Below are 20,900 nucleotides of genomic sequence, written 5' to 3'. Positions count from 1 at the left end.
AAGGGACGCTTGCCCATTCCTTTTTTGAGGAGCGAGCGTGACAATAAAGTTTTACACCAAGTTTTTGAAAATGCTTGAGAATAGAGGCCTATCATACAAAATCCAGTCGCAAACGTACCAAACTTAGGTAGGTTCCAGTGTAGGACTTTATTGTCTGGGGTAAGGGTTTATTGCCAAGAGTTGAACTTTATTGTTTTTATACACTCGTGTCCTCGTGTTCTCGTGTCCTCGTGTCCTCATCCGCCTGGGAACGAGGGATAACGAGCCTGGGAACGAGGGAATGTTGGAGGCGGAGCCTCTAGGAAGGAATTCCCAGGCTGAGCCTGGGAACAAGGGATAAGGCTGAGCCTGGGAACGAGGGATAACGAGCCTGGGAACGAGGGATAACGAGGGATAAAAGATTTACGACAAAAATAAGTGGAAAAAATTTAATTCAGTACTATAGCGGGTGCTAGCAATATGCATAAAGATGACCGAAACCGAATCAAACATTTTACGACTCTCAAATCTAAATACCAAGCAACTCAATATCAAGATTTATTACCTACCAGTCTTCTATATCTTGTACTTAGAAAAGTTGACTTAGGCATTAAACTCAATACACTAGAGATGAAATGGTTGAGAGAGCAGAAACTAGAATTTATATGTCAAGAACAAGAAGATAAATTAAAGGATTTTGTCCAATTAGGTGTAGAGTTCTCACAATTAAAGTCTAAGTACAAAGCTACACCCCATAGTGTTTCCTGGCAATATAATCCTCTGTATTTCATACTTTGGAAAATTGAATCAGGACAATTCCTCAGTTCTGAAGAAGTTGATTGGCTAAGTTCAAACGGTTTATCTCAGACAAAGGCGATCGCTCAAGATATTCAGCAATTTATTCAACTTAAATTCAAGTACAAAGCGACTCAATATCAAGACTCTTATCCAGATAGTCCCCTGTATCAAATCCTGAAAAAGCTAGAGATAGCAGAACGTTTAAATGATTTTGAATATAAGTTTCTTATAGATAACAAACTCTTGGAAACAGCAAAGTGTTTTGAACAACAAGAGTCAGAAAAAAAGAATATATTTGCTCAATTAATAGAGAAATATCAAGCGAAACAATATTCTGCTTTGTCATTATCAACTCCATTATATCCAATTCTACAAAAAATCGAGGCACAAAATAATTTAAGTGAGTCAGAAATCAACTGGCTGCAACAGCAAGGGCTTAGCGAAACAATTACTATTGCTCAAGAATTAGAAAAAACACGAGAATTTGCTGCTTTAAAAGTTAAGTATAACGCCACGCGATATGAGGATTGCTCTCCTAAGAGCCATCTGTACAAAGTTCTCAAAAGACTTGAGTTAGATAGTAAGTTAAGCGAACAAGATCTTAACTTCATGAAAAATCGCAAACTTACTGAAACCATCGCGATCGCGAATCAAAAATACTCTAACAGTTTGAAGTCTAAAATAGAATTAGGAAAGACTCTCAATGAATCAGAAATTCAATGGCTGAAAAATAATGGCTATGAAGATATTATAACGCTTTTTCAAAAACAGTACTTTATCATGCTTAAGAAAAAGTATGGTTTAATAGATTCCACAAATAAATTAACACTAGAACCATTTTATCAAATTCTACTAAAACTGGAGAAAAACGAAAGATTAGATCCTATACTATTTTTTAAACTTGTAGAACAAGATTTATTATCTCGTGACGGCAAGGTTGCTTTAAAATATTACAGCCTTGAAGCAGAGTTTTATGTCCAAGAATTTCAGCGTACAGGAAACAAATGGCATATTCCAACTGCTAGTAGTTATTGGCGTAAGGCAAACAAATCCGAGCAAGCTTTACAATTAACTAACTTAGACTTAAACCAAATAAAAGACAATACTCTTAAATCAGCAATTTTAGTCACTAGAGGAGCCGCATTCAGAGATATTGGTCAATTAATTGATACGGAAATTTGTGCGAAAAAAGCTATGAAATATCATCCGCTCAGTTATCAGCCTTACACATTAATGGGAGCTATTGCCTATGACAAAGGTGACTATCCCAATGGAGATTATTGGTTTAAAGAAGCAATTCAACGTGGTGCTAAAACAGAAGATATTGATGATGAAATCAAGCGAGTGATTAGGAATACAAAAGATGAAGAAAAAAGACAAACTGCCGTAGCATACCTACTCAAAAAAGATAGTAAACGGTATGCATGGGCAAAAGCTTATCTCAAAAAATCGCAAGATAAGGGCTGATAATGTTTGTCATTGGTCATTTGTAAGGGTTGTAGCTATGTTTACACACCTTTACATAGTTGTGTTTTTCCTACCCTACTCAGTCAAAAAAAGGTAAAAAGAGTTATTGTATAGTTAGTTGCCTAATAGAATAATGTAAAATTGTGGCTATTGTACGTTCCTTTGTCGATCGCGTTGTCGATCTTTCTACCCTACAAAATCTTGCCAAACGTTATTCTGAGCTAGACATTGCTTCTGTCGAAGCGTGTTTGGCATTTTTGCGAGCAACCGTAGATGTACAAGTGGCGCTAGAGACACACTTTGCTCGCTATGGTTTATCAATGGGCAAATTTACTTTGTTAATGCAACTGCTACAGACAAACGAAAAAGGACTAACGCCCTCTAAATGTGCAGAACGTTCCGGAGTTACCCGTGCTACTATTACGGGACTGTTAGATGGACTAGAACGGGACGGATTAGTAGAACGACAACCCTGTCCCAATGACCGCAGGACGTTAAGCGTTCACCTTACAGAAAAAGGGCATACGCTCATGGCTCAAATGTTACCAGATCATTTTTGTCGCACAACTGGGCTGATGGCAAATCTGAATAATGACGAAAAGAGAACTTTGATAGAGCTTCTACAGAAATTACAGGCAGGCACTTCAGCAATGCTTGAGCCTTAGTTACTGTACGTTCGCTCCTGATTGAAGGGAGAGAGGAATTAATGCCTTACTGTTGAAGGAAAAAACGCGATTGTGGATCTTTAAAAGGTAATACCGTGTAATACTTGGTAAAAGCTTTAGGAGCTTAATGGTGTATTACACGGTACGAGGGAATCAAGTGTTACCGTGTAATGTATGGAATCCCAAAGGATGCACAAAAAACTGTAACGATGCGGGTGTTCGGTGTAATACATGGAAGAGGAGCGCTATTTTCAATCAACCTCACGGTGTAATACACGGTGGTATCTGATGTTGAAATGGGACATTCAGTTCTGTGTCTTAAAGTCTAGGAGTGCTGATTTTATAGGGGTAAGACGTAATTATGTATAGTTTTGCACTACTTCATGCTGATAAAGGGACTCAGGTATTTTCATCAAGGAGAGAATTTGTTTTTGAAGGGCGTTAATCGGTGTGATGAAGATGGTAGAATCAGGAAGGAAATAAAGAGTTAAATTACAAAAAGCCTGAAGCATTCTCTCAGCAGATGGGCGTTCTGTTTTTCGCTTTGGATTGCCATCATAAAGACCAGCCAAAGATTGTTGGGTTTGCTGAAGAGCTAACCTTACCACAAACTCCATTAGGGTAAATACGCGCAAAGCAATGTTCAACACGAACATCAAACCAGTGATTCGGTCTTCGTTTTGGAAGTAAATAGGCAAGGCGGGCAAAGAACCTCTTTTAAAACGGTGAAACCCACGCTCCAAAAGCCATTCATCTCGGTAATACATTACGGCTTGTGGTAGGGTCAGTTGAGTGGTCGGAGCATTGGTGACATACAATCGCCATCCAGCCAAGGTTTCTGAAAGCTTAATCGCATCATCAATCTGCTGGATATGAAGTTGAAGACAAATACTCGTCACCTCTTCAGTCGGAGAGTTTTTTGATGGTCGTCCTCGCCCGACATGGCGAGTTTTCACAAGTGTTTCTTCTATAATAGTGGTTGAGAAAAAATCGTTGACACGATAGCGCTTAAGAATGTTTTCTACTTTATGGCTGAGTTGCTCCCGGTCGTCACCTGGTTTCAATGCTAATTTATCGAGAGCAGTTCTTGCAGTATTAATGCGTTGCTGTTGACCATGAATCTCAGAGGCCGCAAGGCTTTGGGAATAAACTACTAAGTAACGTTCATGCCAACGTACCCACTTGTTAGTTTCTTCGTTGAACCAAAACTTGCCTAACTCTACTTCAAAGCCTTTTCCCACAGCAGGTTCTTCTTCATCAAGTCGCGGTAAACGAATCTCCACAGTTTCTGCTGGTGGGGAGAGTACCCATTGCTTCAGATATTGGGGGTGTTGCAAAACGAGTGGGTACAGGAACGCAGTAAATCCCTCGGTTTGCTGCAATGGTGGCGCGGGTTGCAATCGAGCCTGCTTTACAATCAGCGATGAAGACAAAATTTTTGTGTCCAATCACCTTTACCATTTGTTGCCAGGTAGGAAAATATAATGGATCATCAGCTCCATTCCCTTCTAGGGTGGCACTGACCAAAGGCATTCCCATTGGGTCAAGGGTTGCCAGTAATTGACGGTATTGCAGCAAGTCTGGGCGAAAATCTTTGGAGTACCCATGATGCAGTAGACTTTCTTCTGGCGATTCTCCCTGTTGATGATTCACACTAAAACTAGTTGTATCAGCTCGTGCCACAACAGTCGGCAATTCGTAGGCACGAATTAGATGCCGTCCTAGCTTTACTTCTATTTCCAACCTGGCCTGTGACTGCAACCCTAACTCTTCGACTACCCTTGCTAATCGGTCATCACTGGCATCTTTTTCCCCTATCGACCACCCCGTACTTAACTCTAAAATCGTTCGATGTGTTTGCACCCAAGGTTCCACAGCAGACAACCTATGGTCTGACTGGGTAATTATATATGTTAATAACAATACACTCAATTGTCCGTAGCTCAATCCTTTGTGGTTTCCGTGGGGTTCCCTCAGTTTTTGGTCAATACATTTGGCTATCTCCATCTGTTTGAGCCATTCCACGATTAACGGAATATCGTCTATCCGCTCGGAACTTATTTCCACTGTTTTTCCTCTAATCTATTCGGATTCTTGTGTATACTAGCTAGTTAGTGCTGCAATAAAATGATTCAGGGCTTTAAGTGCTGCTTTGTAGCCTGGAGCTTGCTTACCTAACTTCAATTGTAGTAAAACTTGGTCACGTAAAGTTTCAAGTGTTGCCACCAACAGTGGCGTAGTCGCAAGTTCAACAACAGTAGTTTTGGCTTGATTTATCGGCTCTTTTTCCCATGTAATACTTGGACTAGCATTGTCCCTGAGCACCTGTTCCAAGTAATCAGATCTAGTCATACCAAAACATTCAGCTGCGATCCCCAGAGCTTTCCAGGTATCATCAGTTAATCTTAGTGAGCGCACTTGACGATAATCATCGTTCTTGAGCGCGAACTTCCCTTGAATGTCCCGCTTCAACATTACTCTACTCTTCTCCCGTGTATTACACCGTAATTTTAACCCTTAATCGGTATCTTTCGGACGTAATATGAAGAATTACACCAAGGGCATATTTATGCACGCTCGCCTCTAATTCCTCCCATGTATTACACGGGAAGGCTCGACCCCCCCTACCGTGTAATACACCGGTAGGCTGTCAAACCCTTCCCCAAGTATTACACGGTATCACCACTATCAGATCCACAATCACGTTGAAACCTTACACAGTCAGGCATTAATTCCTCTTGCCCTTCAAAAATGAGCGAACGTACAGAAGTAACGCCAGTTTGCGGGGTGTGTCTTGTGCTAAAGCTTTTGCGTAACGTTCTCCTTGAAGCATAATATCTAACTGGCTGATACCCATTGTGGCTAAAGCAGAACCAGCGAATTGGAGAAATTGACGGCGTTTGATGTGGGACATGGTGATTTTGGATTTTAGATTTTAGATTTTGGATTGTTTGCTTATTTGTATTTCTGGGAGTGAGGGAGGATATGCTAGTTTCTCTCGTTACAAGGCGATAAATACTACTTTGAGTGTCAAAAAAAGAGATTTTATCACTATCCTTTAATTCTCGATATCGCAGAGATTCTAAAACTTTTATCCCCTCAAATAGGATACTTTCTGCTAACTTGAGATTTCCTTGTTTGTAGTAAGCAAGTCCTAAATTGTTAAGTGCAGCACCCTCCCCTCGACGGTCTTTTATTTCTTGAGATATTTTCAACCTTTGCTGTTGGTACTTAATGGCTTTGGGGTAGTCTCTCAGATTATAGTAGGTATTACCGAGACCACCCAACGCATTACCCTGCCCTTGACGGTCTTTAATTTCTTGGGCAATTTTCAGACTTTGCTGATAGGAATCAATGGCTTTGAAATTATCTCCCAAACGATAGTTGGCATGACCAAGGTTTACCAGTGATTGACCCTCCCCTCGGCGGTCTTTAATTTCTTGAGCGATTTTTAGACTTTGCTGTTGGTACTCAATGGCTTTAGGGTAGTCTCTTAGACTATAGTAGGCAATACCGATATTTCCGAGTGTCGCGCCTTCGCCTTGACGGTCTTTGATTTCTTGGGCGATTTTCAGACTTTGCTGTTGGTAGTCAATAGCTTTGAGATTATCTCCCAAACTATAGTAGACAAGACCAAGATTTCCCAGTGATTGTCTCTCTCCTAAACGGTCTTTAATTTCCTGCGCGATTTTCAATCTTTGCTGTTGGTAGTCAATGGCTTTAGGGTAGTCTCCCAGATCGTGGTGAGCAATACCGAGATTTCCAAATGCAGCCCCCTCGCCTTGACGGTCTTTGATTTCTTGGACGATTTTCAAGTGTTGCTGATGGTACTCAATGGCTTTGCGGTAATCTCCCGAACTATAGTAAGCAATACCGAGATTTCCAAATACAGCCCCCTCGCCTTGACGGTCTTTGATTTCTTGGGCGATTTTCAAGCTTTGCTGATGGTATTCAATGGCTTTGCGGTAATCTCCCAAGTTATCATAGGTATTACCGAAATTCGAGAGTACAATACCCTCGGTTTTACTGTCTTTAATTTCTCGCAAGATTGGCAAACTTTGCTGATAGTATTCAATGGCTTTGCGGTAATCTCCCAGAAAATGGTAAGCCAGACCTAAATTTCCCAGTGTTTTCCCCTCGCCTTGACGGTCTTTTATTTCGCGGTAGATTAAAAGTGCTTGTTGCCAAGATTGTAATGCAGCGGTGAATTGACTGGTTTGGAGTTGCTCACGACCTTGCTGCATCACTTTCTCTGCTTCTGCTTTGCGGTTAGTATTAGTCTGCGCTAACACCTGCGACGCTGTAAATACCATCGGCAAGCTAGAACTTAATGAAGTCGAAAAAACAGCCAACAAACAAATAAACACACTTAACCCAATTTTGCAGGAACGCATCGTCATACCCCTCACCACTACAACAAACCAATCAGCGTAAAAGCAGCCCAATCGCGAGGATTTGGATACTTTTTCATCGTTTCCAGCATCGCTTGACGTAACCCATCAGCTTTATCCGTATTTCTGCTTAAATTAACATAAAACTCAGTAATCAGAAATGCCGTCGCCATATCATCAACATCCCATAGTGAACCTATGACGCTATCTGCACCAGCCACTAAAAAACCACGGGAAAGCCCAATAACACCATCACCTGTGATTTTTCCCAATGCTGTATCGCAACCAGTCAAGACAACTAAATCAGCTTTGAGCTTCATATTCTGGATTTCTTCAGTTCTCAACCAACCGTCATCTCGATCTGAAGAAGCAAGGGCAATCGCATCAGGAGAGTTTTCCTTCTGACAATTATCAGGAAAAGCATTGGCTGCTAAGTGAATTATTTTGGCTTGGGGCATTTTTTGTGCGATCGCGGTTTCTGTGGCAGCATCACCTATGAGTGCTTGAGCTTTAAATATTTGTGCGATCGCTTTTGCTTCTTTCTCCGTACCCGGTAATGGTGGTGATTTACAGATTTCCTCTCCTGCTTTTAGGGGTGTTTTTGGCGCAGTAGGATTACCTACTATTAATAATTCATCACCTGTTATATTTTTGGGGACGAAAGCTTGTTCACCCTTACGTTTTATTTTTCGTTGGTAAAGTAAATCTAATACCTGAATTGATGGTGCAGTGGAAATCGTATGTTTCTCAATTAAATATTTACCATTTGTATCTTTTAATGCAGTAAATGGAACAGTTAAAAATTCACCTTGAGGAATAAAAATAACTTTTTCCTCGGGTTTTTGTGGTATGAAATCAGCAATGGGTTTAATTAATATTTGATGCAATTTTTGTAAATCAGGTGATAAGTTATTTTCCTTTGGTTCGGGTTCGACTTTAGCTCCTTTTATATCTGTACTTCTAGCACTAAATGCGCGTCTATTTCTTCTTAACAAGTTGAGAAATGAAATTTTTTCTATTTTTTCCCAAGCTTTTAAGTCAACTTTGCGAAATTCTACTTCAGCATTCGGCTTAATCACCCAAATATATAGTTCTGATTCTTGAGTTTGGGGTTTACCATCAACTATGGATTCATGCGCTATGATTGAATACTGTACAAGTGTGGCGTTTTGTTGTTGAGCTACTTTTACAAGTGATGATTTATTAGGTTGTTGGGCTGGAGAATTATCTTTGTTCTCTGCTGTCATCTCTAACTGATTTTGTGATTTTTCCGAAGCGATCGCATGATTAATTGAAGTTGAGTTTATAGCGACAAGACTAATAGTTATTGTGGAGATAATTATCTTTAAGAGGTATTTTGGATTTAGCATGATTCTGAGAGTGGTTAAGGTAGGGAGATTTATAAGATATGCGAATAGGGTAAATTGAGGCTTTTGCTAGTGCTACAGATTCCCAAACTTTTGAAAAAGTCGGGAATCTTGACTTAGTATTTGCACTAACTAATTTGCTTTAAAAGGTCAAGTGCTGTCTTCATATTGTCGGTTTTACCTTCTTTCTTATACAGTTCCGCAGCTTGTCGTAAATCTGCAACTGCTCCCTGTTTATTACCTAAATAACCTTGAGTAATGCCGCGCCAGAAATAAGCATGGGCAAAATCTGATTCCAGTTTTATTGTTTGGTTAAAGTCTGCTAGTGACTGTTCGTATTCTTTTAAGTGGAAGAGAGCAAAGCCTCTACCAAAGTAAGAGTAATGAGATTTGGGTTCAATGTTAATTGCTTGGTTAAAGTCATTGATTGCTGGTTGGTATTGTTCTAGCTGGGTGTATGCTAAACCTCGCATTATATAGGCTCCATAATTATTCTTATCCTGTTCTAAGACCTGGTTACAATTTTCAACCACTTTGTCATAATTACCCTTTTCTAAGTACTCTCCTGCCTGATTTAGTAATGTCTCGATATTGTTGCTATTTTCAGGGTTGGAGTTAGGTGTCAATTGGAGTTTAATTGAGGGTAATTGTAGTTGTGGCTTGAGTTGAGGTTTGGCTTGAGCGATGAGAATTGGTTCTAGTTGATTGAGGTTTTCTGCGAATACTTTGGGACTGGAAACAATTGCACCTAATACAGCCATGCCAAGTGCTAATGTGAATTTTTTCATTTTTCTGAGTCCTTGATATTGATAATTGTTGAGTGATGTTTGCTCAAGAGGAATAGATACGATCGTAGAGTGAATTACAATGTTTTTTCGCGTTCTGGAAGTCTCTTTTCTTCTCTTGTGTTTATGTATTTCTGAGGGAAAGGAGGATATGCAAAAATTTTGCGCTTTGGTGAAATTTTTTTAAGTTCAGGTTTATTCTGCGTTCCCAATTAGGGTGAAAGCTGCCCAATGTATGGGATGGGGATGTTTTTTCATTGTCATTAACATCGCTTGACGCAGTGCTTTGGCTTTGTCAGGTTTTTGCTGCAATTGGCGGTAAAATTCCACCATTAATTCTGAAGTGGAACCATCATCAACTGCCCACAGGGAAACGATGACACTTTCTGCTCCCGCAGTCAGCAAGGAACGGGATAATCCCACGACTCCATCACCTGTGATTTCCCCTTTACCCGTATCGCACGCACTCAAAACTACTAAGTCTGCTTTCAAATTTAAGTCAATTATTTCGGTGGTTTTGAGCAATCCTTCGTTGACACCAGGAGTATCGGGAGCCAATGCGATCGCACCTGGTATTCTTTCTCCAAATCCATCGAGTAACCCATGTGTGGCTAAATGAATTATTTTGGCTGTTGATATTTTTCCCAGTACAGCAGATTTTGTTGCTTGTTTACCGATAAGAGGTTGAGTATTGAGAATGGGAGCTATTTTTTTCGCTTCTTTTTCCGTACCGGGTAAAGGACGTTGTTGTATGGGAGGAATCCCTGTAATGGGCATAATTGGGTTTCCCACCAGTAATGTATCTTTGGGTTGTAGAGACGCAAGATTTAATGTTTCTGCGTTTTTGCAGGTGTAGTCTAGTACCTGAATCGCTGGAGCAGTGAATATGGTATGCTTTTCAATCAGGTATTTGTTATTTGCATCCTGGAGCGCTGGGAAGGGAACGAGAAATAGGGATTCATGGGGGATAAAAATAACGCGATCGTCAGGATTTTTGGGGAGATGGTTGGCGATGGGTGTAATTAGGAGTTCGTGGAGTTGTTGTAAGCGTTGTTTTTGATTTTCTGGATTTGGTAGGGGTGTGTGTTCAACCTTAGCACCACGTCCTGTAACACCAATAGATCGACGACTGGTTTCTACTAATTTTTTCAGAGGTGTTTTGAGGGATTTTAAGTCTACTTGTTTAAAGACGATTTCTCCTGTGGGTTTGACTACCCAAATGTAAAGTTTTTCATCCTTGACTAAGGAATATTCAACAAATGTGACTTTTTGCTGTTAAGCGACTTTTTTTATTTGGGCGATGGACGGGATTGTGTTTAAAGATTCGTTACTTCTGATTGATTTTGAGGTAATTAAATCAATAATTGATCTGGCTCTACCGCGTTCTGATATTTCTAATGCTTGTTCTATTTTATTTTGGGCGACTAATGCTTTCTGCAACCAGCGGTAAGTAGTAGTTTGTTGTTCAAAAATTGATATTTTTTGGGTTCTTGCGTACTTAGCGTGCTAAACTGTTGAAAAAATAGCTGAAAACCCTTGCTGGACAATCATAAAAGCCATTCCTCACTGCATTTTGTGTAAGATTGCTTAAATCTCGACTACAACCGCCTGTAAGCATTGGTTTTAAGGCAAACTTATCAAACTTAATTAATGATTTAGCACGCGCTTTGTACGAAAGAACCGTTATTGTTTAACCTTATCCCTCAAGGAATTGAGCAAAAACAAGTAATGTGGGCATCTTACCCACGGCGAGCGATTTCAGATTTCATCCATCCAGTCGAACCAAAGGCTCATGCTGCACCATTTATATCTAGCTCGCGCTCTGTCCGCAATTCCTCTGCAAGCTCTGCAAACTCCTCATCTCCCTCAAACATACCAATAAAATCTGTCCAGGGATTATTTGAAACTTCGTCAAAATCTCAATATTTGCTAGCCTTGCTTTAATTTTTTCCTCTAGGGATGCGATCGCATCCTCACGATTTTCAGCTTCGGCTACACAATCAGCTAACTCTGACACTGATGCTATAAAATGCCCTGAATCCAGCCGTTCAACTATGATATGAAGAGGCAGCTTGTTTAAATTTGCAACGGATTGAAGATTCATAGACAGCAATCGCAACTTATTGTTTCCATCATAATCCTTATGCCAGCATTTATTATACCGAAAATGATATAAAATGCTACTTTTTGGAGGTTGACTATGTTCCACGATGAGATTGTTGAAGAAATCCACAGAATTCGTGAAGAGTACTCTCGCTCATTCAATCATGACCTGAGAGCTATCTTTGCCGATTTGCATTCTTCAACAAGCTGAAAGCGGCACAGAAGTTGTAAACTTGTCACGAAAGCCCAATCTAACAACACGCTGGAGCAGACGGGCGAGAGATCTTGGTGGGGATTCAAACCCAAATCTAGATAGTTCTTCCCGCATCCCGTAGAGCAAATCCTTACCAGTAAAGAAAGCATCCGATCTCACTGCATTATCTTCTTATTAAAAAGAAATCAGTTATGTTGCTACTAAAAAGAAGCGTTTACGGAAAGAGCTTATATGTGCCTGAAAATGCCAAACTAGAGGTAGAGATTTGTTGAAATCATTTTGGGTTAGGCTATGGGCATTGATGAAATACTTAAAGCTTATCGGGAAGAAATTTTGAGAATTGCGGCTGAGTACGGAGCGTATAATGTCCGGGTGTTTGGTTCTGTGGCGAGAGGAGAAGCAAGACTAGACAGTGATGTAGATTTTCTGGTGGAACTTGAACCACAACGAACCTTGCTAGACCAAATTGCTTTGATACAGTCCTTGTCAGAATTGCTGGGACGTAAAGTGGATGTAACTGAACCAGAAACCCTACATGATTTGATTAGAGATAAAGTGTTGCGGGAAGCTGTGGCGTTATGAGAGACGATCGGCTGTACTTGAGCAACATCTTTGAATGTATCGAGCGTATAGAGTCTTATACTCGTGATGGCAAAGAGGTATTTTTACAAACCACAATAATTCAAGATGCGGTCATTAGAAATTTTGAAATTATTGGGGAAGCAACGAAGCGGTTATCTCCCGAAATCAGAGCAGCTTATCCAGATGTACCTTGGCAGCAAATAGCAGGTTTTAGAGATGTACTGATTCATGATTATTTAAAGGTGAATTTAAATCGAGTTTGGGGCGCGATTGAGCAGAATTTGCCCCAACTTAAGGCAACTCTTGAGGCTATTTTACAAGAATTGGGGAAGTAGTGATAGCGTTTCACTAAAAGTTAGTAGACCTAAAAGTTCTGCGATCGCTAAAAAGTAGTAGTTAGTGATATAAATGCCCAAACTCTTGTATAACAACAGTTTGGAGCTTAATTTCAGGCATCTTAAAGATGTGGTATGTCCCACTTCTCAAAAAGTTAAAAATTCTAAGTCTGTGGTTGATTGGATTTACACAAATCCTTTATAACCTCTTCCCGCATCTTGACTAAATCCGGTGAAGGGTTTTCCACTGAGTAAGCTTGCTGCAATGCATCCGACCACAATGGTGGTTTTTGTTCTAAAAAATACTTCGCTTTTGCAAAAGCTATACCCTCAGCAGTTGTTCTTTTGCTTTTCTCTTGTTGTTCCAATTGTTGTAAATCATTAGTGATGCGTTGTCGCTGCTGCGGTTCCATAATTGTAAACCGGATATTTCCCGTCCACGATTGGTCAATAACCGCTACTAACCAACTGTAAGTTTGACCGAGTTGCAAAGGTTTTCCCGTGTAACTTGCATAAAGCTGTCCTATTTTAATATTTTCAGTTGCAGTCGCATCGGGAATACCTTGAGAAAGTCCGATTTTTTTGAGATTTCCCTGCCAAATTATAAATGGGCGATCGCTCCAAATAGTTTCGCCAAAATCTGGTGCAGCGACACAAACACCATGTATTGTTGGACGCGATCCACCTGAACCCCTTCCCACGGGAGGTTTTCTCCTAAAAATATTCCCCCAGGATAAAGATGACTGTACAAAACGGTTTTCTGCATGGGATGCTTGATTTGGTAAAGCGGGGATGAGTGTAGCAGTCATCACAGATATCATTAAGCCAGATAAAATCAAGTTGTCATTATTCATGAACCTTTCTCCGTAAAAAAGCTGTTATGAAATATGTCCAAACGGTGGCAGATGGTAAAAACCAAGGTAATATAACCGCTAGGGATGATATGTATATTTCCAAGCTGATAATTCCATAAACTCCTGTTAGTAAAGTAAGTAACATCAGCCATTGCCAGCGATACCGGGGATTTTTGCATAATATATAGTAGAGATATTTCCCCATCAAGACAGCAATCCCCAATATCCAAACATCGGGAATGGGTATGACCAATCTCTGCTTGAGGAAATGATGCACCATATATGAATGAACTTCTCCACCAGGTATAATTCTGCTATTGTTTCCCTGTTGTAGTCGCCAAAAATCTAGTGCTGGGGGTAAATCAAAATTATCTTCTTTATCTATTGACATTCCTGCTTCCCCATATCCCCCTGGCGCGATGATAACTACTTGTTTTTGTATGTTTGCTAAAGGTGGATTTCTAGTGTTGTTATCTAAAAGCTGCCAAGCAGGGACAGATTCATAGACTTGATTTGGAGGAATAGAAAAATCAATGATAGGATGCAGCCACATTTGGGCAATTATGGTACTGTAATCTGTGATTGGTTGCAACCGAGAACGGGGCGATCGCAAAATTGTATTATGTTTATTCTGACTGAGATAATTATTTAGCTGCTGCCAAAAATTGCTTTGACTATCTAGTTTGGGTTGGAGAACTGGCAGATTATTTTCGCTAGCTTTCAAGGAATTAGATGTAGGATTTTGTAGCTGATGGGATAAAGCCAATAAACTGGAAAAACCTAATGGTTTTGAATGAGAAGTTGATGACGGTAATAATGATGGAAAAAGTGTCATATAACAAGGTATACGCTTTATATCATCGCAAAATAATAGGTCAATGTCCCCATCTAAACTCCAATTTAAATTAGCGATATCTGGTATAACAGTCTGCCATCCTCCTCCATCAGGCATAGTTCCCGCGAATACAAACAATAGCAATGTTAGGTTGGTTTAAATCCTGATAAACTTGTGCTAAACCAGCATAAATACCAGCATCTGCACCTTTTACTTGATTATCGGTTTGAATTGCTAATGCTTGTTGATAGGTAACTATCGCTTGTTCTTTTCTGCCAAACTTGCGATGTATATGCCCGATTAAAGCTAATGCACTTTTTTCCCAAGCTGAATTTTTTACTTGTCTTGCAAACGCTAAAGTTGTTTTTGCTGACTCCATAGCTTTTTGGTCATTTCCCAAATTAGTATAAGCAATACTCAGCATTGAATTAGCAAATGATTCTAACCTTTACACTTGCGGTTAAAACAGGATTTAAGACGTGGTGGTGGCAATACTCGCAGTATTAACAATAATGGCTTTGATATCGATGTAAAACCTTTGGGAGAAAATTTTGCCCTTATGAGTGTACCGAACGGCACTCGTAGTTCCCTAAATTCAGTACAACAGCAGATTCAAAAGCAGTCTTACGTAAAAGAAACTCTACCTATTTTAACCCGCAAATCGGGGGAAACATCCAAAGAAAAAGAATCCGAGCAAGTTATTGTTCTACCTAATGAGATCGCGATCGGCTTTAAGCGGGATATGTCTGAAAGTCAAAGACAAATGGTATTACTGCGTCACGATTTAGAAGTGATTCGCCCGTTGAGGTTTAGTAAAAATCGGTACTTAGTACGTTCTAAGTCAGTATCCGGGACAGAGATTTTAAATGTGGCGAATCAATTAGAATTGGTGACAGGTGTGCAATCTGCTACACCAAATTTTATTCAAGCCACATCCTACCAACAATCAAAACTCTTGGCGCATCTCGCTAATTTACCAGAAACCCCGAACGCCACTCAACGCTTGGAACAGCAGTTAGCACAGTTATCTCAACCAAAAGACACACCTGTCGAAGCACTTGGCTGGATGGTTTTTGGCAAGGAATACCTGTACCGGGCAATTCTTGGGGTGTGGGTTTAGACCCTATAGGTAAGTACGTCCAGGTACAGGGGACTTCTTTCTCGGCTCCCATTGTATCGGGAGTGGTGGCACTCATGAAGGGGGAAGACCCGAAACGGCGTTTGAGTCGGGAGGAAATGGTGTCAATTTTGAAGAAGACTGCTACCTATGATAGGCTAAATCTTTCTAAGGCTGATGTTAATCGGTATCGGTTGCAGAAGGAAGTGGGTTTTGGCACTGTTGTAGATGCTCCAGTTTCTCGACCTTCAGGGATTTTTGCTAAGACCAAACCTGTATCGGCACAGGAGTATTTTTTCGGACGGGGTTTGGTAAATGCTGATGCTGCAGTGGCAAGTGTGAGGCAAAAATAGGGATTGGTGGTAAGCTATAGCAATTCCCACTTTGTTGAGGTACTCTAAGAAATAATTAACCGCAGATGAACGTAGATCGACGCAGATAAATCTGTACCTCATTGGAAAAGAACTCGGACTATTGCCACATAACTACTTTAGGCAAGTTTTTCTGGATTCATTGTGACCTACCATTTATGTTTGTGCGTGGTATTTTTATTCTAAGTTTATGGTATTTCTTCACCCACTTTCAGATTTTCTTGAAAGCGATACGGCTTCAGCCCGTAGGCAGTTGGCTTATCCCACTACAGCAAACTCCACTCCTACCTATTACTATGAAGGGCGCTGTCCTCAAAGTGGTGAAATACTGAGACTTCCGCGCACTCCTTTTGTAGAAGCGATCGCTCGTGGTTTAATGAAATATCTTGCCACTGACGAGCGTTATTCTCGTGAGGGTAAGATGTATGGAGTCTTGCTAGTAGAACTACCATCGGGAGAACAAAGGATACTCAAGGCTTTCTCTGGGCTGCTAAATGGTAGCAGTATAGTTGAGGGCTGGGTTCCATGCATTCCTGGGCGAGAACAAGTAGCTTTAGACGAAGCCAGTGTACTGGTTGAATTGGAAACTATTAAGCAAAAACTTATTTTCCTCAAGCAACTTCCAGAACGACAGCAATATGAAATTTTGTCGCGTGAGTTTGAGTTACGCCTGCAAGAAATGAGCGCTCGCCATCAAAATAGCAAGCAACAACGACACGAAAAACGCTTAAAATTTTGTGAGACGCTAACAGGAGAATCACTAACTGTAGCCCTCGAACAACTTGATGAAGAAAGCCGTCAGAATGGAATCGAAAAACGTAGATTCAAACGTCTTCGGGATGAAGCATTGCGATCGCTCAAGCAATTGATTGAAACGACAGATAGGCAAATTCGCGAATTGAAACAGTTGCGGAAAGAACTATCCCGTAAACTTCAAGCTCAGATGCACGCTTCTTACTCTGTCGTGAATTTTTTAGGGCAATCTTCATCATTGCAACAGTTAATTCCAAAAGGTTCTATGCCTACCGGAACAGGAGATTGTTGTGCTCCAAAGTTGCTTCACTGTGCGGCAACACATGGTTTAAAACCATTGGCAATGGCAGAGTTTTGGTGGGGAATATCTTCTAATAACCAAGATAAATTTCCGGGAGAATTTTATGGAGCTTGTGCGGAACGGTGTCAGCAATTCATGGGATTTTTGCTTTCGGGATTGCCATTGGAAAATGTAGAAACAACAGACGTATCTTTACATTATCAACAAGAAAAAAAACTTCCCATTATTTATGAAGACGAATGGTTGATTGCTGTCAACAAACCTGCGGGGTTATTATCAGTTCCAGGACGTTATCGCGATCGCCAAGACAGTATTCTGAGTCGTTTGCGTCATTTGTTGCCAGATGGTGAAGAACTTATGGCTGTACATCGCTTAGACCAAGACACTTCTGGTATTCTTTTGCTAGCTCGCGATGGGCAAACTTATCGGCAACTCAGTCAGCAATTTCAGCAACGACAAGTTCACAAAGTTTATGAAGCCGTGCTTGCTGGTTCTCTTACCACTGAGAGCGGTGTTATAGAATTACCTTTGTGGGGAAATCCTGAAAATCGTCCTCATCAACAAGTTGATTGGCAGTATGGAAAACCTAGCGTAACTCACTTTCAGGTAGTGGCGAAAGAAGGAAACTATACTCGCGTAGAATTTATACCCCTTACAGGGCGGACTCATCAACTGAGAGTTCATGCTGCTGATAAAAGCGGACTTGGAATACCTATATTGGGCGATCGTCTTTATGGATGTCATGTTGAAGCAAGTCGATTACATTTGCACGCTAGAGAACTTTGCTTTCAACATCCGCAGCACGGAAAAGCTTTGTACTTGGAGGCAAAGACACCATTTTGACAGGGAATTTGTGGCAGCGACAAAATTGAGCGTCTAAAATCTTGACTGAGACTACAAATGCACAATAATGGTATTCTGGCTCATTTCAATGTAGGAGTGCTCTTTAAAAAGTTCAACTAAAGATTGAAAGTTTTCTGAAAACAGGGTTTCAAGTTCTGAGTTTTTAATGTTCCCTGTTGTAATTAAAAGTAGTTTATAGGGTTGCTGAACAGTTAAGAAAGGGTTGATAAAATCTGAATCTTTTGTAACTAAAATTCGACTTTCTTGAATTGATATAACATTAATTTCAGGATTCGAGGTAGCCTTTTGCTTAGGTAAATCTCTGGTATGAATATCGTAACCTGAAGCTTGTAGAAAACGCGCAAGGCGAATCGGTAACTGAGCATCAACAAGAAATTTCATGAGGCAATTTTATGAATGCTTTTAACTTGACTAAGTCGAGCTGCAAACAACAAGACAGCCAAAATATCCTCATACTCTATGTCGTCATAATCTTCCAAGATTTCCTCCGTGGTCATACCAGAACTTAGTAACTCCAAGATTAACTCAACTGGGTAACGAAGTCCTCGGATGCACGGTTTTCCATGGCAGATATCAGGATTATGGGTGATGCGTTGTAAAAGTGTGTTATCCATGTTGTCAGTTCTCAGCAAACGTTACGTTTTAAGGGTTACAGCTTGTTAAGGTACAATTATACTTGATAGTGTTAAACCTGCGAGAAAACACTTTTTTTGAAGAAGAATTCAGAATTCAGAATCAATCAGTTGACGGTAGGATTCGCTACTGATTGAAGACCAGCAAATTGACCCAATCTATACTCACCGTCGCCAGATGAAGCGCGAGCGCGTGTCCGAATATTGTCTTCTTCAACCCACTTGTTATGAGAGGAATTGTAACCAGTATATTCAATAAAGTAACGGTTACCTTTCACTTGTTCAACAGTTGCCTTGTACCACTCCTCATCGTCACTATCCCAAACCTCTACTTTTGTCCCTTATGTATACCGATCGGTATCAGTTTTCATAGCGCGGGGCGTTAACTGCTGTTCTTGCTCGACGGCGAGAACCCCTGCAACGCGAGGAATTGGGATACCTATCAATTGGGCGCTCGTCTCTATGGATGTCATGTTAAAATTTCTTAAAAGAGTTTGTTTTATTCAAGAAAGGAGTCTCCGTGACTACTGAGATAAGTCTGCCAGGAAACATACGTGATACTGTCGAACAATTTCAACAGCAAGAAGAAGTATTTCAGTGGACTAAACAGTGGTATCCGGTGGCTGTTGTAGATTTCCTAGACTCTTCTCGCCCGCACGCAATGCAGTTACTGGGAAAAGATATTGTGTTGTGGCGCGATGGAGCTAATAAATGGCGATGTTTTGAAGATCGTTGCCCTCATCGATTGGTTCCACTTTCAGAAGGTCGTGTGGAATCTGATGGAACGCTTTTGTGTGCATACCACGCTTGGCGTTTTGATTCTCAAGGGAACTGTGTCAACATTCCTCAATCACAAAATAAGCAAACTGAGGCAAAGAATTGCTCGAGCACGAGGTCATGTGCTGTCGCTTATCCCACTCAAGAATGCCAAGGTTTGCTGTGGGTATGGTCAGAGTCAGGTTCACAAGCTCAACAGGAAAGTCAATTGCGATCGCCACGAATCATACCAGAGCTTGAGAATATCTCAGATAAAGTGGTGCAGCTATCTTGGAATATACGCGATCTTCCCTACGGATGGGACTTTTTCATGGAGAATGTGGCAGATCCCGCTCATGTTCCTGTCTCTCACCACGGAATTATTGGTAATCGCTACAAAGATGCCAAGTACTATGACATGAAGAGAGTGCGGAATGTATCTACCCAAGATGGGTTTTCTTTTGAAATTACGCCAACGGCTCCTAATATAGAACAAGCAGTTCATGACTTTCAACCACCATGTCACATGAGAATTGTCACAAGCAATACGGATGGTGGAAAGCTCATACTAGCATTATATGCTACCCCGACTCGACCGGGATGGTGCCGTCATATAGGATGTCAAGTGTTAGTGAAGAATAATGCAGGGCAAAAGCCAAATGGGTTGGGTTTTTTTGGACTACCCATGCCAAATTGGTTAATTCACGTGTTGTCTTCTTTATTCTTACATCAAGATTTGGTGTTCCTTCACTATCAGCAGAAGATTCTGGAGCGACGAAAGGACAAATGGCTCAATGCAGTTTATACTCCCAACCCTCAAGACAAAATGGTAATTACTTTTCGTCAGTGGTTGGAGACAAGAGCAGGAGGTGGTGTTCCTTGGGCTGCGGAAGCTCGTCTTGCTTCAGAAGAGGGGGACAAGCAAAAGCTTTTTGATGTTTGGACAACTCATACTCAACACTGTAAGGTTTGCCAAGATGCTCTGAAAAATTTCAATCGCCTCTCTGTATCGGCTTATGTAGCTGCTGCTGTGTGTTTGTTTGTGGGGGTAATTGTGGATGCACGGGCTATGGCTGTGAAAGTTGCGATAGCTTCGCTTGCGCCAGAGGCGATCGCATCCTCTCAGCAAACAGGTGACTCGATTCTGGCTGTTATTCCTCCTGCTAGTTTTTGGTTGGCAATTGGAGGCGCAATTCTATTTGCAGTAGTGGGATACCAGCTCAAGAGATTTAGCCGACTCTTCTATATTTATAAGTTTGAACACGCCCGCAATGATTGATTTTTTCTAGGACACTCTACAATAACAGGATGAATTCCTCCACACTTAAACCGACATCTCGAATAATTAATTGCTCGTAATGTTCGTGTTGCTAATTCTTGACGATCTCGAACAACGACTTGGATAAACGGTTCATCTCGGCGAAGAATTATGTGGCTGCTTTCTCTCCGCTTTTGATAAAACCCTACCTTTTGCAAAGCTTTTACACACTCTTTGCCTGAAATTCTTGGTAATTTACTCACACAACAGCCAGAAATGCTTCAAAAGTTTCTTCTGGAACGGGTAAACCATCTTCCTCTAAAGCTGCGATGTAACCCGCGATCGCTTCCTTTATGTTTGCTAGTGCCTCATCTTTAGTCTTACCTTGGCTAATACATCCTCTGAGGCTAAGACCGTAAAACTTGCCGCCAGTCACTAGGGTAACGTAGCTGCAAGCTCAACGATGCGTTTTC

Annotated in this window: 22 protein-coding genes and 2 pseudogenes; 8 read left to right on the top strand and 16 right to left on the bottom strand. The window is 40.8% G+C overall.

Features of this window, described 5'->3' with window-relative positions:
* Positions 1–459: 459 nt before the first annotated feature.
* Positions 460–2,244 (top strand): hypothetical protein, encoded by a 1,785-nt coding sequence (locus ACKTT2_RS48370; RefSeq protein WP_407900260.1) that lies wholly within the window; start codon positions 460–462, stop codon positions 2,242–2,244.
* Positions 2,245–2,387: 143 nt separating this feature from the next.
* Positions 2,388–2,909, top strand: a complete 522-nt coding sequence (locus tag ACKTT2_RS48365; protein ID WP_407900259.1) for a MarR family winged helix-turn-helix transcriptional regulator — start codon at positions 2,388–2,390, stop codon at positions 2,907–2,909.
* Between the two features lie 359 nt (positions 2,910–3,268).
* On the opposite strand, the pseudogene ACKTT2_RS52490 reads toward ACKTT2_RS48365, so the two are convergent.
* The 7 genes and pseudogenes from ACKTT2_RS52490 to ACKTT2_RS48320 all read right to left on the bottom strand — a co-directional run bounded on the left by ACKTT2_RS52490 (position 3,269) and on the right by ACKTT2_RS48320 (position 11,556).
* Positions 3,269–4,976 (bottom strand): annotated as a pseudogene (locus ACKTT2_RS52490) (IS1634 family transposase).
* Between the two features lie 36 nt (positions 4,977–5,012).
* Positions 5,013–5,384, bottom strand: coding sequence for a hypothetical protein (locus tag ACKTT2_RS48350; RefSeq protein ID WP_407900256.1), 372 nt, complete (start codon positions 5,382–5,384; stop codon positions 5,013–5,015).
* Positions 5,385–5,578: 194 nt separating this feature from the next.
* A complete protein-coding gene (locus ACKTT2_RS52485) occupies positions 5,579–7,303 on the bottom strand; it encodes a tetratricopeptide repeat protein (RefSeq protein ID WP_500691437.1) in 1,725 nt (574 codons plus the stop codon).
* A 17-nt stretch (positions 7,304–7,320) separates the two neighbouring features.
* Positions 7,321–8,670 carry a CHAT domain-containing protein gene (locus ACKTT2_RS48335; RefSeq protein WP_407900255.1) on the bottom strand — a complete coding sequence of 450 codons (1,350 nt, stop codon included), beginning with the start codon at positions 8,668–8,670 and terminating at the stop codon, positions 7,321–7,323.
* Positions 8,671–8,795: 125 nt separating this feature from the next.
* Positions 8,796–9,455, bottom strand: a complete 660-nt coding sequence (locus tag ACKTT2_RS48330) for a tetratricopeptide repeat protein (protein ID WP_407900254.1) — start codon at positions 9,453–9,455, stop codon at positions 8,796–8,798.
* 192 nt (positions 9,456–9,647) lie between these two features.
* A complete protein-coding gene (locus tag ACKTT2_RS48325) occupies positions 9,648–10,571 on the bottom strand; it encodes a CHAT domain-containing protein (RefSeq protein ID WP_407900286.1) in 924 nt (307 codons plus the stop codon).
* A gap of 691 nt (positions 10,572–11,262) precedes the next feature.
* The gene (locus ACKTT2_RS48320; protein WP_407900252.1) at positions 11,263–11,556 is read right to left on the bottom strand and encodes a type II toxin-antitoxin system HicB family antitoxin; all 294 of its coding nucleotides are present in this window, start codon (positions 11,554–11,556) and stop codon (positions 11,263–11,265) included.
* A 504-nt stretch (positions 11,557–12,060) separates the two neighbouring features.
* Here ACKTT2_RS48320 and ACKTT2_RS48315 point away from each other — a divergent pair.
* Both ACKTT2_RS48315 and ACKTT2_RS48310 read left to right on the top strand, forming a co-directional pair.
* Positions 12,061–12,351: a nucleotidyltransferase family protein gene (locus ACKTT2_RS48315; RefSeq protein WP_407900250.1), complete on the top strand. Its 291-nt coding sequence runs from the start codon at positions 12,061–12,063 to the stop codon at positions 12,349–12,351.
* Entirely contained in the window at positions 12,348–12,686 is a 339-nt protein-coding gene (locus ACKTT2_RS48310) for a HepT-like ribonuclease domain-containing protein (RefSeq protein WP_407900248.1), read from the top strand. Before ACKTT2_RS48315 ends, ACKTT2_RS48310 begins: the two co-directional genes overlap by 4 nt.
* A gap of 164 nt (positions 12,687–12,850) precedes the next feature.
* Here ACKTT2_RS48310 and ACKTT2_RS48305 read toward each other — a convergent pair whose 3' ends face one another.
* From ACKTT2_RS48305 to ACKTT2_RS48295, 3 genes are read right to left on the bottom strand one after another with little or no spacing between them, the layout of a single operon-like run.
* Positions 12,851–13,540 (bottom strand): hypothetical protein, encoded by a 690-nt coding sequence (locus ACKTT2_RS48305; protein ID WP_407900246.1) that lies wholly within the window; start codon positions 13,538–13,540, stop codon positions 12,851–12,853.
* Entirely contained in the window at positions 13,533–14,492 is a 960-nt protein-coding gene (locus ACKTT2_RS48300) for a hypothetical protein (protein WP_407900244.1), read from the bottom strand. The genes ACKTT2_RS48305 and ACKTT2_RS48300 overlap by 8 nt, the downstream gene beginning before the upstream one ends.
* Positions 14,485–14,799 (bottom strand): tetratricopeptide repeat protein, encoded by a 315-nt coding sequence (locus ACKTT2_RS48295; protein ID WP_407900242.1) that lies wholly within the window; start codon positions 14,797–14,799, stop codon positions 14,485–14,487. The genes ACKTT2_RS48300 and ACKTT2_RS48295 overlap by 8 nt, the downstream gene beginning before the upstream one ends.
* Before the next feature lie 30 nt (positions 14,800–14,829).
* Here ACKTT2_RS48295 and ACKTT2_RS48290 point away from each other — a divergent pair, with 30 nt between their 5' ends.
* The 3 genes from ACKTT2_RS48290 (at position 14,830) to ACKTT2_RS48280 (ending at position 17,760) form a co-directional block, all read left to right on the top strand.
* On the top strand, positions 14,830–15,495 hold the full coding sequence (locus ACKTT2_RS48290; protein ID WP_407900240.1) for a hypothetical protein: 666 nt from the start codon (positions 14,830–14,832) through the stop codon (positions 15,493–15,495).
* The gene (locus tag ACKTT2_RS48285) at positions 15,486–15,845 is read left to right on the top strand and encodes a S8 family serine peptidase (protein WP_407900238.1); all 360 of its coding nucleotides are present in this window, start codon (positions 15,486–15,488) and stop codon (positions 15,843–15,845) included. The genes ACKTT2_RS48290 and ACKTT2_RS48285 overlap by 10 nt, the downstream gene beginning before the upstream one ends.
* Positions 15,846–16,053: 208 nt before the next feature.
* Positions 16,054–17,760 carry an RluA family pseudouridine synthase gene (locus ACKTT2_RS48280; protein WP_407900236.1) on the top strand — a complete coding sequence of 569 codons (1,707 nt, stop codon included), beginning with the start codon at positions 16,054–16,056 and terminating at the stop codon, positions 17,758–17,760.
* 51 nt (positions 17,761–17,811) lie between these two features.
* Here the strand turns inward: ACKTT2_RS48280 and ACKTT2_RS48275 are convergent, their stop codons facing one another.
* The 4 genes and pseudogenes from ACKTT2_RS48275 to ACKTT2_RS48260 all read right to left on the bottom strand — a co-directional run bounded on the left by ACKTT2_RS48275 (position 17,812) and on the right by ACKTT2_RS48260 (position 18,886).
* Positions 17,812–18,162 carry a DUF5615 family PIN-like protein gene (locus ACKTT2_RS48275; RefSeq protein WP_407900234.1) on the bottom strand — a complete coding sequence of 117 codons (351 nt, stop codon included), beginning with the start codon at positions 18,160–18,162 and terminating at the stop codon, positions 17,812–17,814.
* Positions 18,159–18,395, bottom strand: coding sequence for a DUF433 domain-containing protein (locus tag ACKTT2_RS48270; protein WP_155745252.1), 237 nt, complete (start codon positions 18,393–18,395; stop codon positions 18,159–18,161). The genes ACKTT2_RS48275 and ACKTT2_RS48270 overlap by 4 nt, the downstream gene beginning before the upstream one ends.
* A gap of 125 nt (positions 18,396–18,520) precedes the next feature.
* Positions 18,521–18,742: pseudogene (locus ACKTT2_RS48265) on the bottom strand (tudor domain-containing protein); the annotation flags it as partial.
* A gap of 12 nt (positions 18,743–18,754) precedes the next feature.
* Positions 18,755–18,886, bottom strand: coding sequence for a hypothetical protein (locus tag ACKTT2_RS48260; protein ID WP_407900231.1), 132 nt, complete (start codon positions 18,884–18,886; stop codon positions 18,755–18,757).
* A gap of 47 nt (positions 18,887–18,933) precedes the next feature.
* On the opposite strand from ACKTT2_RS48260, the gene ACKTT2_RS48255 reads away from it, so the two are divergent.
* A complete protein-coding gene (locus ACKTT2_RS48255) occupies positions 18,934–20,448 on the top strand; it encodes an aromatic ring-hydroxylating dioxygenase subunit alpha (RefSeq protein WP_407900229.1) in 1,515 nt (504 codons plus the stop codon).
* On the opposite strand, the gene ACKTT2_RS48250 is transcribed toward ACKTT2_RS48255, so the two are convergent.
* Positions 20,418–20,690 (bottom strand): type II toxin-antitoxin system HicA family toxin, encoded by a 273-nt coding sequence (locus ACKTT2_RS48250; protein WP_407900227.1) that lies wholly within the window; start codon positions 20,688–20,690, stop codon positions 20,418–20,420. The two genes, ACKTT2_RS48255 and ACKTT2_RS48250, sit on opposite strands and share 31 nt — an antisense overlap.
* Positions 20,687–20,863, bottom strand: a complete 177-nt coding sequence (locus ACKTT2_RS48245) for a type II toxin-antitoxin system HicB family antitoxin (protein ID WP_407900225.1) — start codon at positions 20,861–20,863, stop codon at positions 20,687–20,689. Before ACKTT2_RS48245 ends, ACKTT2_RS48250 begins: the two co-directional genes overlap by 4 nt.
* Between the last annotated feature and the right edge of the window lie 37 nt (positions 20,864–20,900).

Origin of the sequence: Scytonema hankhaensis NUACC26 (genome assembly GCF_045865695.1) — a bacterium.
Lineage (GTDB): Bacteria > Cyanobacteriota > Cyanobacteriia > Cyanobacteriales > Nostocaceae > Scytonema.
The sequence above is the reverse complement of the archived record's forward strand: the minus strand, read 5'-3'. Positions and strand labels throughout refer to the sequence as shown.

Coding starts and splice junctions, on each gene's coding strand:
- ACKTT2_RS48370 (WP_407900260.1), top strand. CDS start 460: ATGCATAAAGATGACCGAAACCGAATCAAACATTTTACGACTCTCAAA.
- ACKTT2_RS48350 (WP_407900256.1), bottom strand. CDS start 5,384: ATGTTGAAGCGGGACATTCAAGGGAAGTTCGCGCTCAAGAACGATGAT.
- ACKTT2_RS52485 (WP_500691437.1), bottom strand. CDS start 7,303: ATGCGTTCCTGCAAAATTGGGTTAAGTGTGTTTATTTGTTTGTTGGCT.
- ACKTT2_RS48335 (WP_407900255.1), bottom strand. CDS start 8,670: ATGCTAAATCCAAAATACCTCTTAAAGATAATTATCTCCACAATAACT.
- ACKTT2_RS48330 (WP_407900254.1), bottom strand. CDS start 9,455: ATGAAAAAATTCACATTAGCACTTGGCATGGCTGTATTAGGTGCAATT.
- ACKTT2_RS48320 (WP_407900252.1), bottom strand. CDS start 11,556: ATGAATCTTCAATCCGTTGCAAATTTAAACAAGCTGCCTCTTCATATC.
- ACKTT2_RS48315 (WP_407900250.1), top strand. CDS start 12,061: ATGGGCATTGATGAAATACTTAAAGCTTATCGGGAAGAAATTTTGAGA.
- ACKTT2_RS48310 (WP_407900248.1), top strand. CDS start 12,348: ATGAGAGACGATCGGCTGTACTTGAGCAACATCTTTGAATGTATCGAG.
- ACKTT2_RS48305 (WP_407900246.1), bottom strand. CDS start 13,540: ATGAATAATGACAACTTGATTTTATCTGGCTTAATGATATCTGTGATG.
- ACKTT2_RS48300 (WP_407900244.1), bottom strand. CDS start 14,492: ATGCCTGATGGAGGAGGATGGCAGACTGTTATACCAGATATCGCTAAT.
- ACKTT2_RS48295 (WP_407900242.1), bottom strand. CDS start 14,799: ATGCTGAGTATTGCTTATACTAATTTGGGAAATGACCAAAAAGCTATG.
- ACKTT2_RS48280 (WP_407900236.1), top strand. CDS start 16,054: ATGGTATTTCTTCACCCACTTTCAGATTTTCTTGAAAGCGATACGGCT.
- ACKTT2_RS48275 (WP_407900234.1), bottom strand. CDS start 18,162: ATGAAATTTCTTGTTGATGCTCAGTTACCGATTCGCCTTGCGCGTTTT.
- ACKTT2_RS48270 (WP_155745252.1), bottom strand. CDS start 18,395: ATGGATAACACACTTTTACAACGCATCACCCATAATCCTGATATCTGC.
- ACKTT2_RS48260 (WP_407900231.1), bottom strand. CDS start 18,886: ATGACATCCATAGAGACGAGCGCCCAATTGATAGGTATCCCAATTCCT.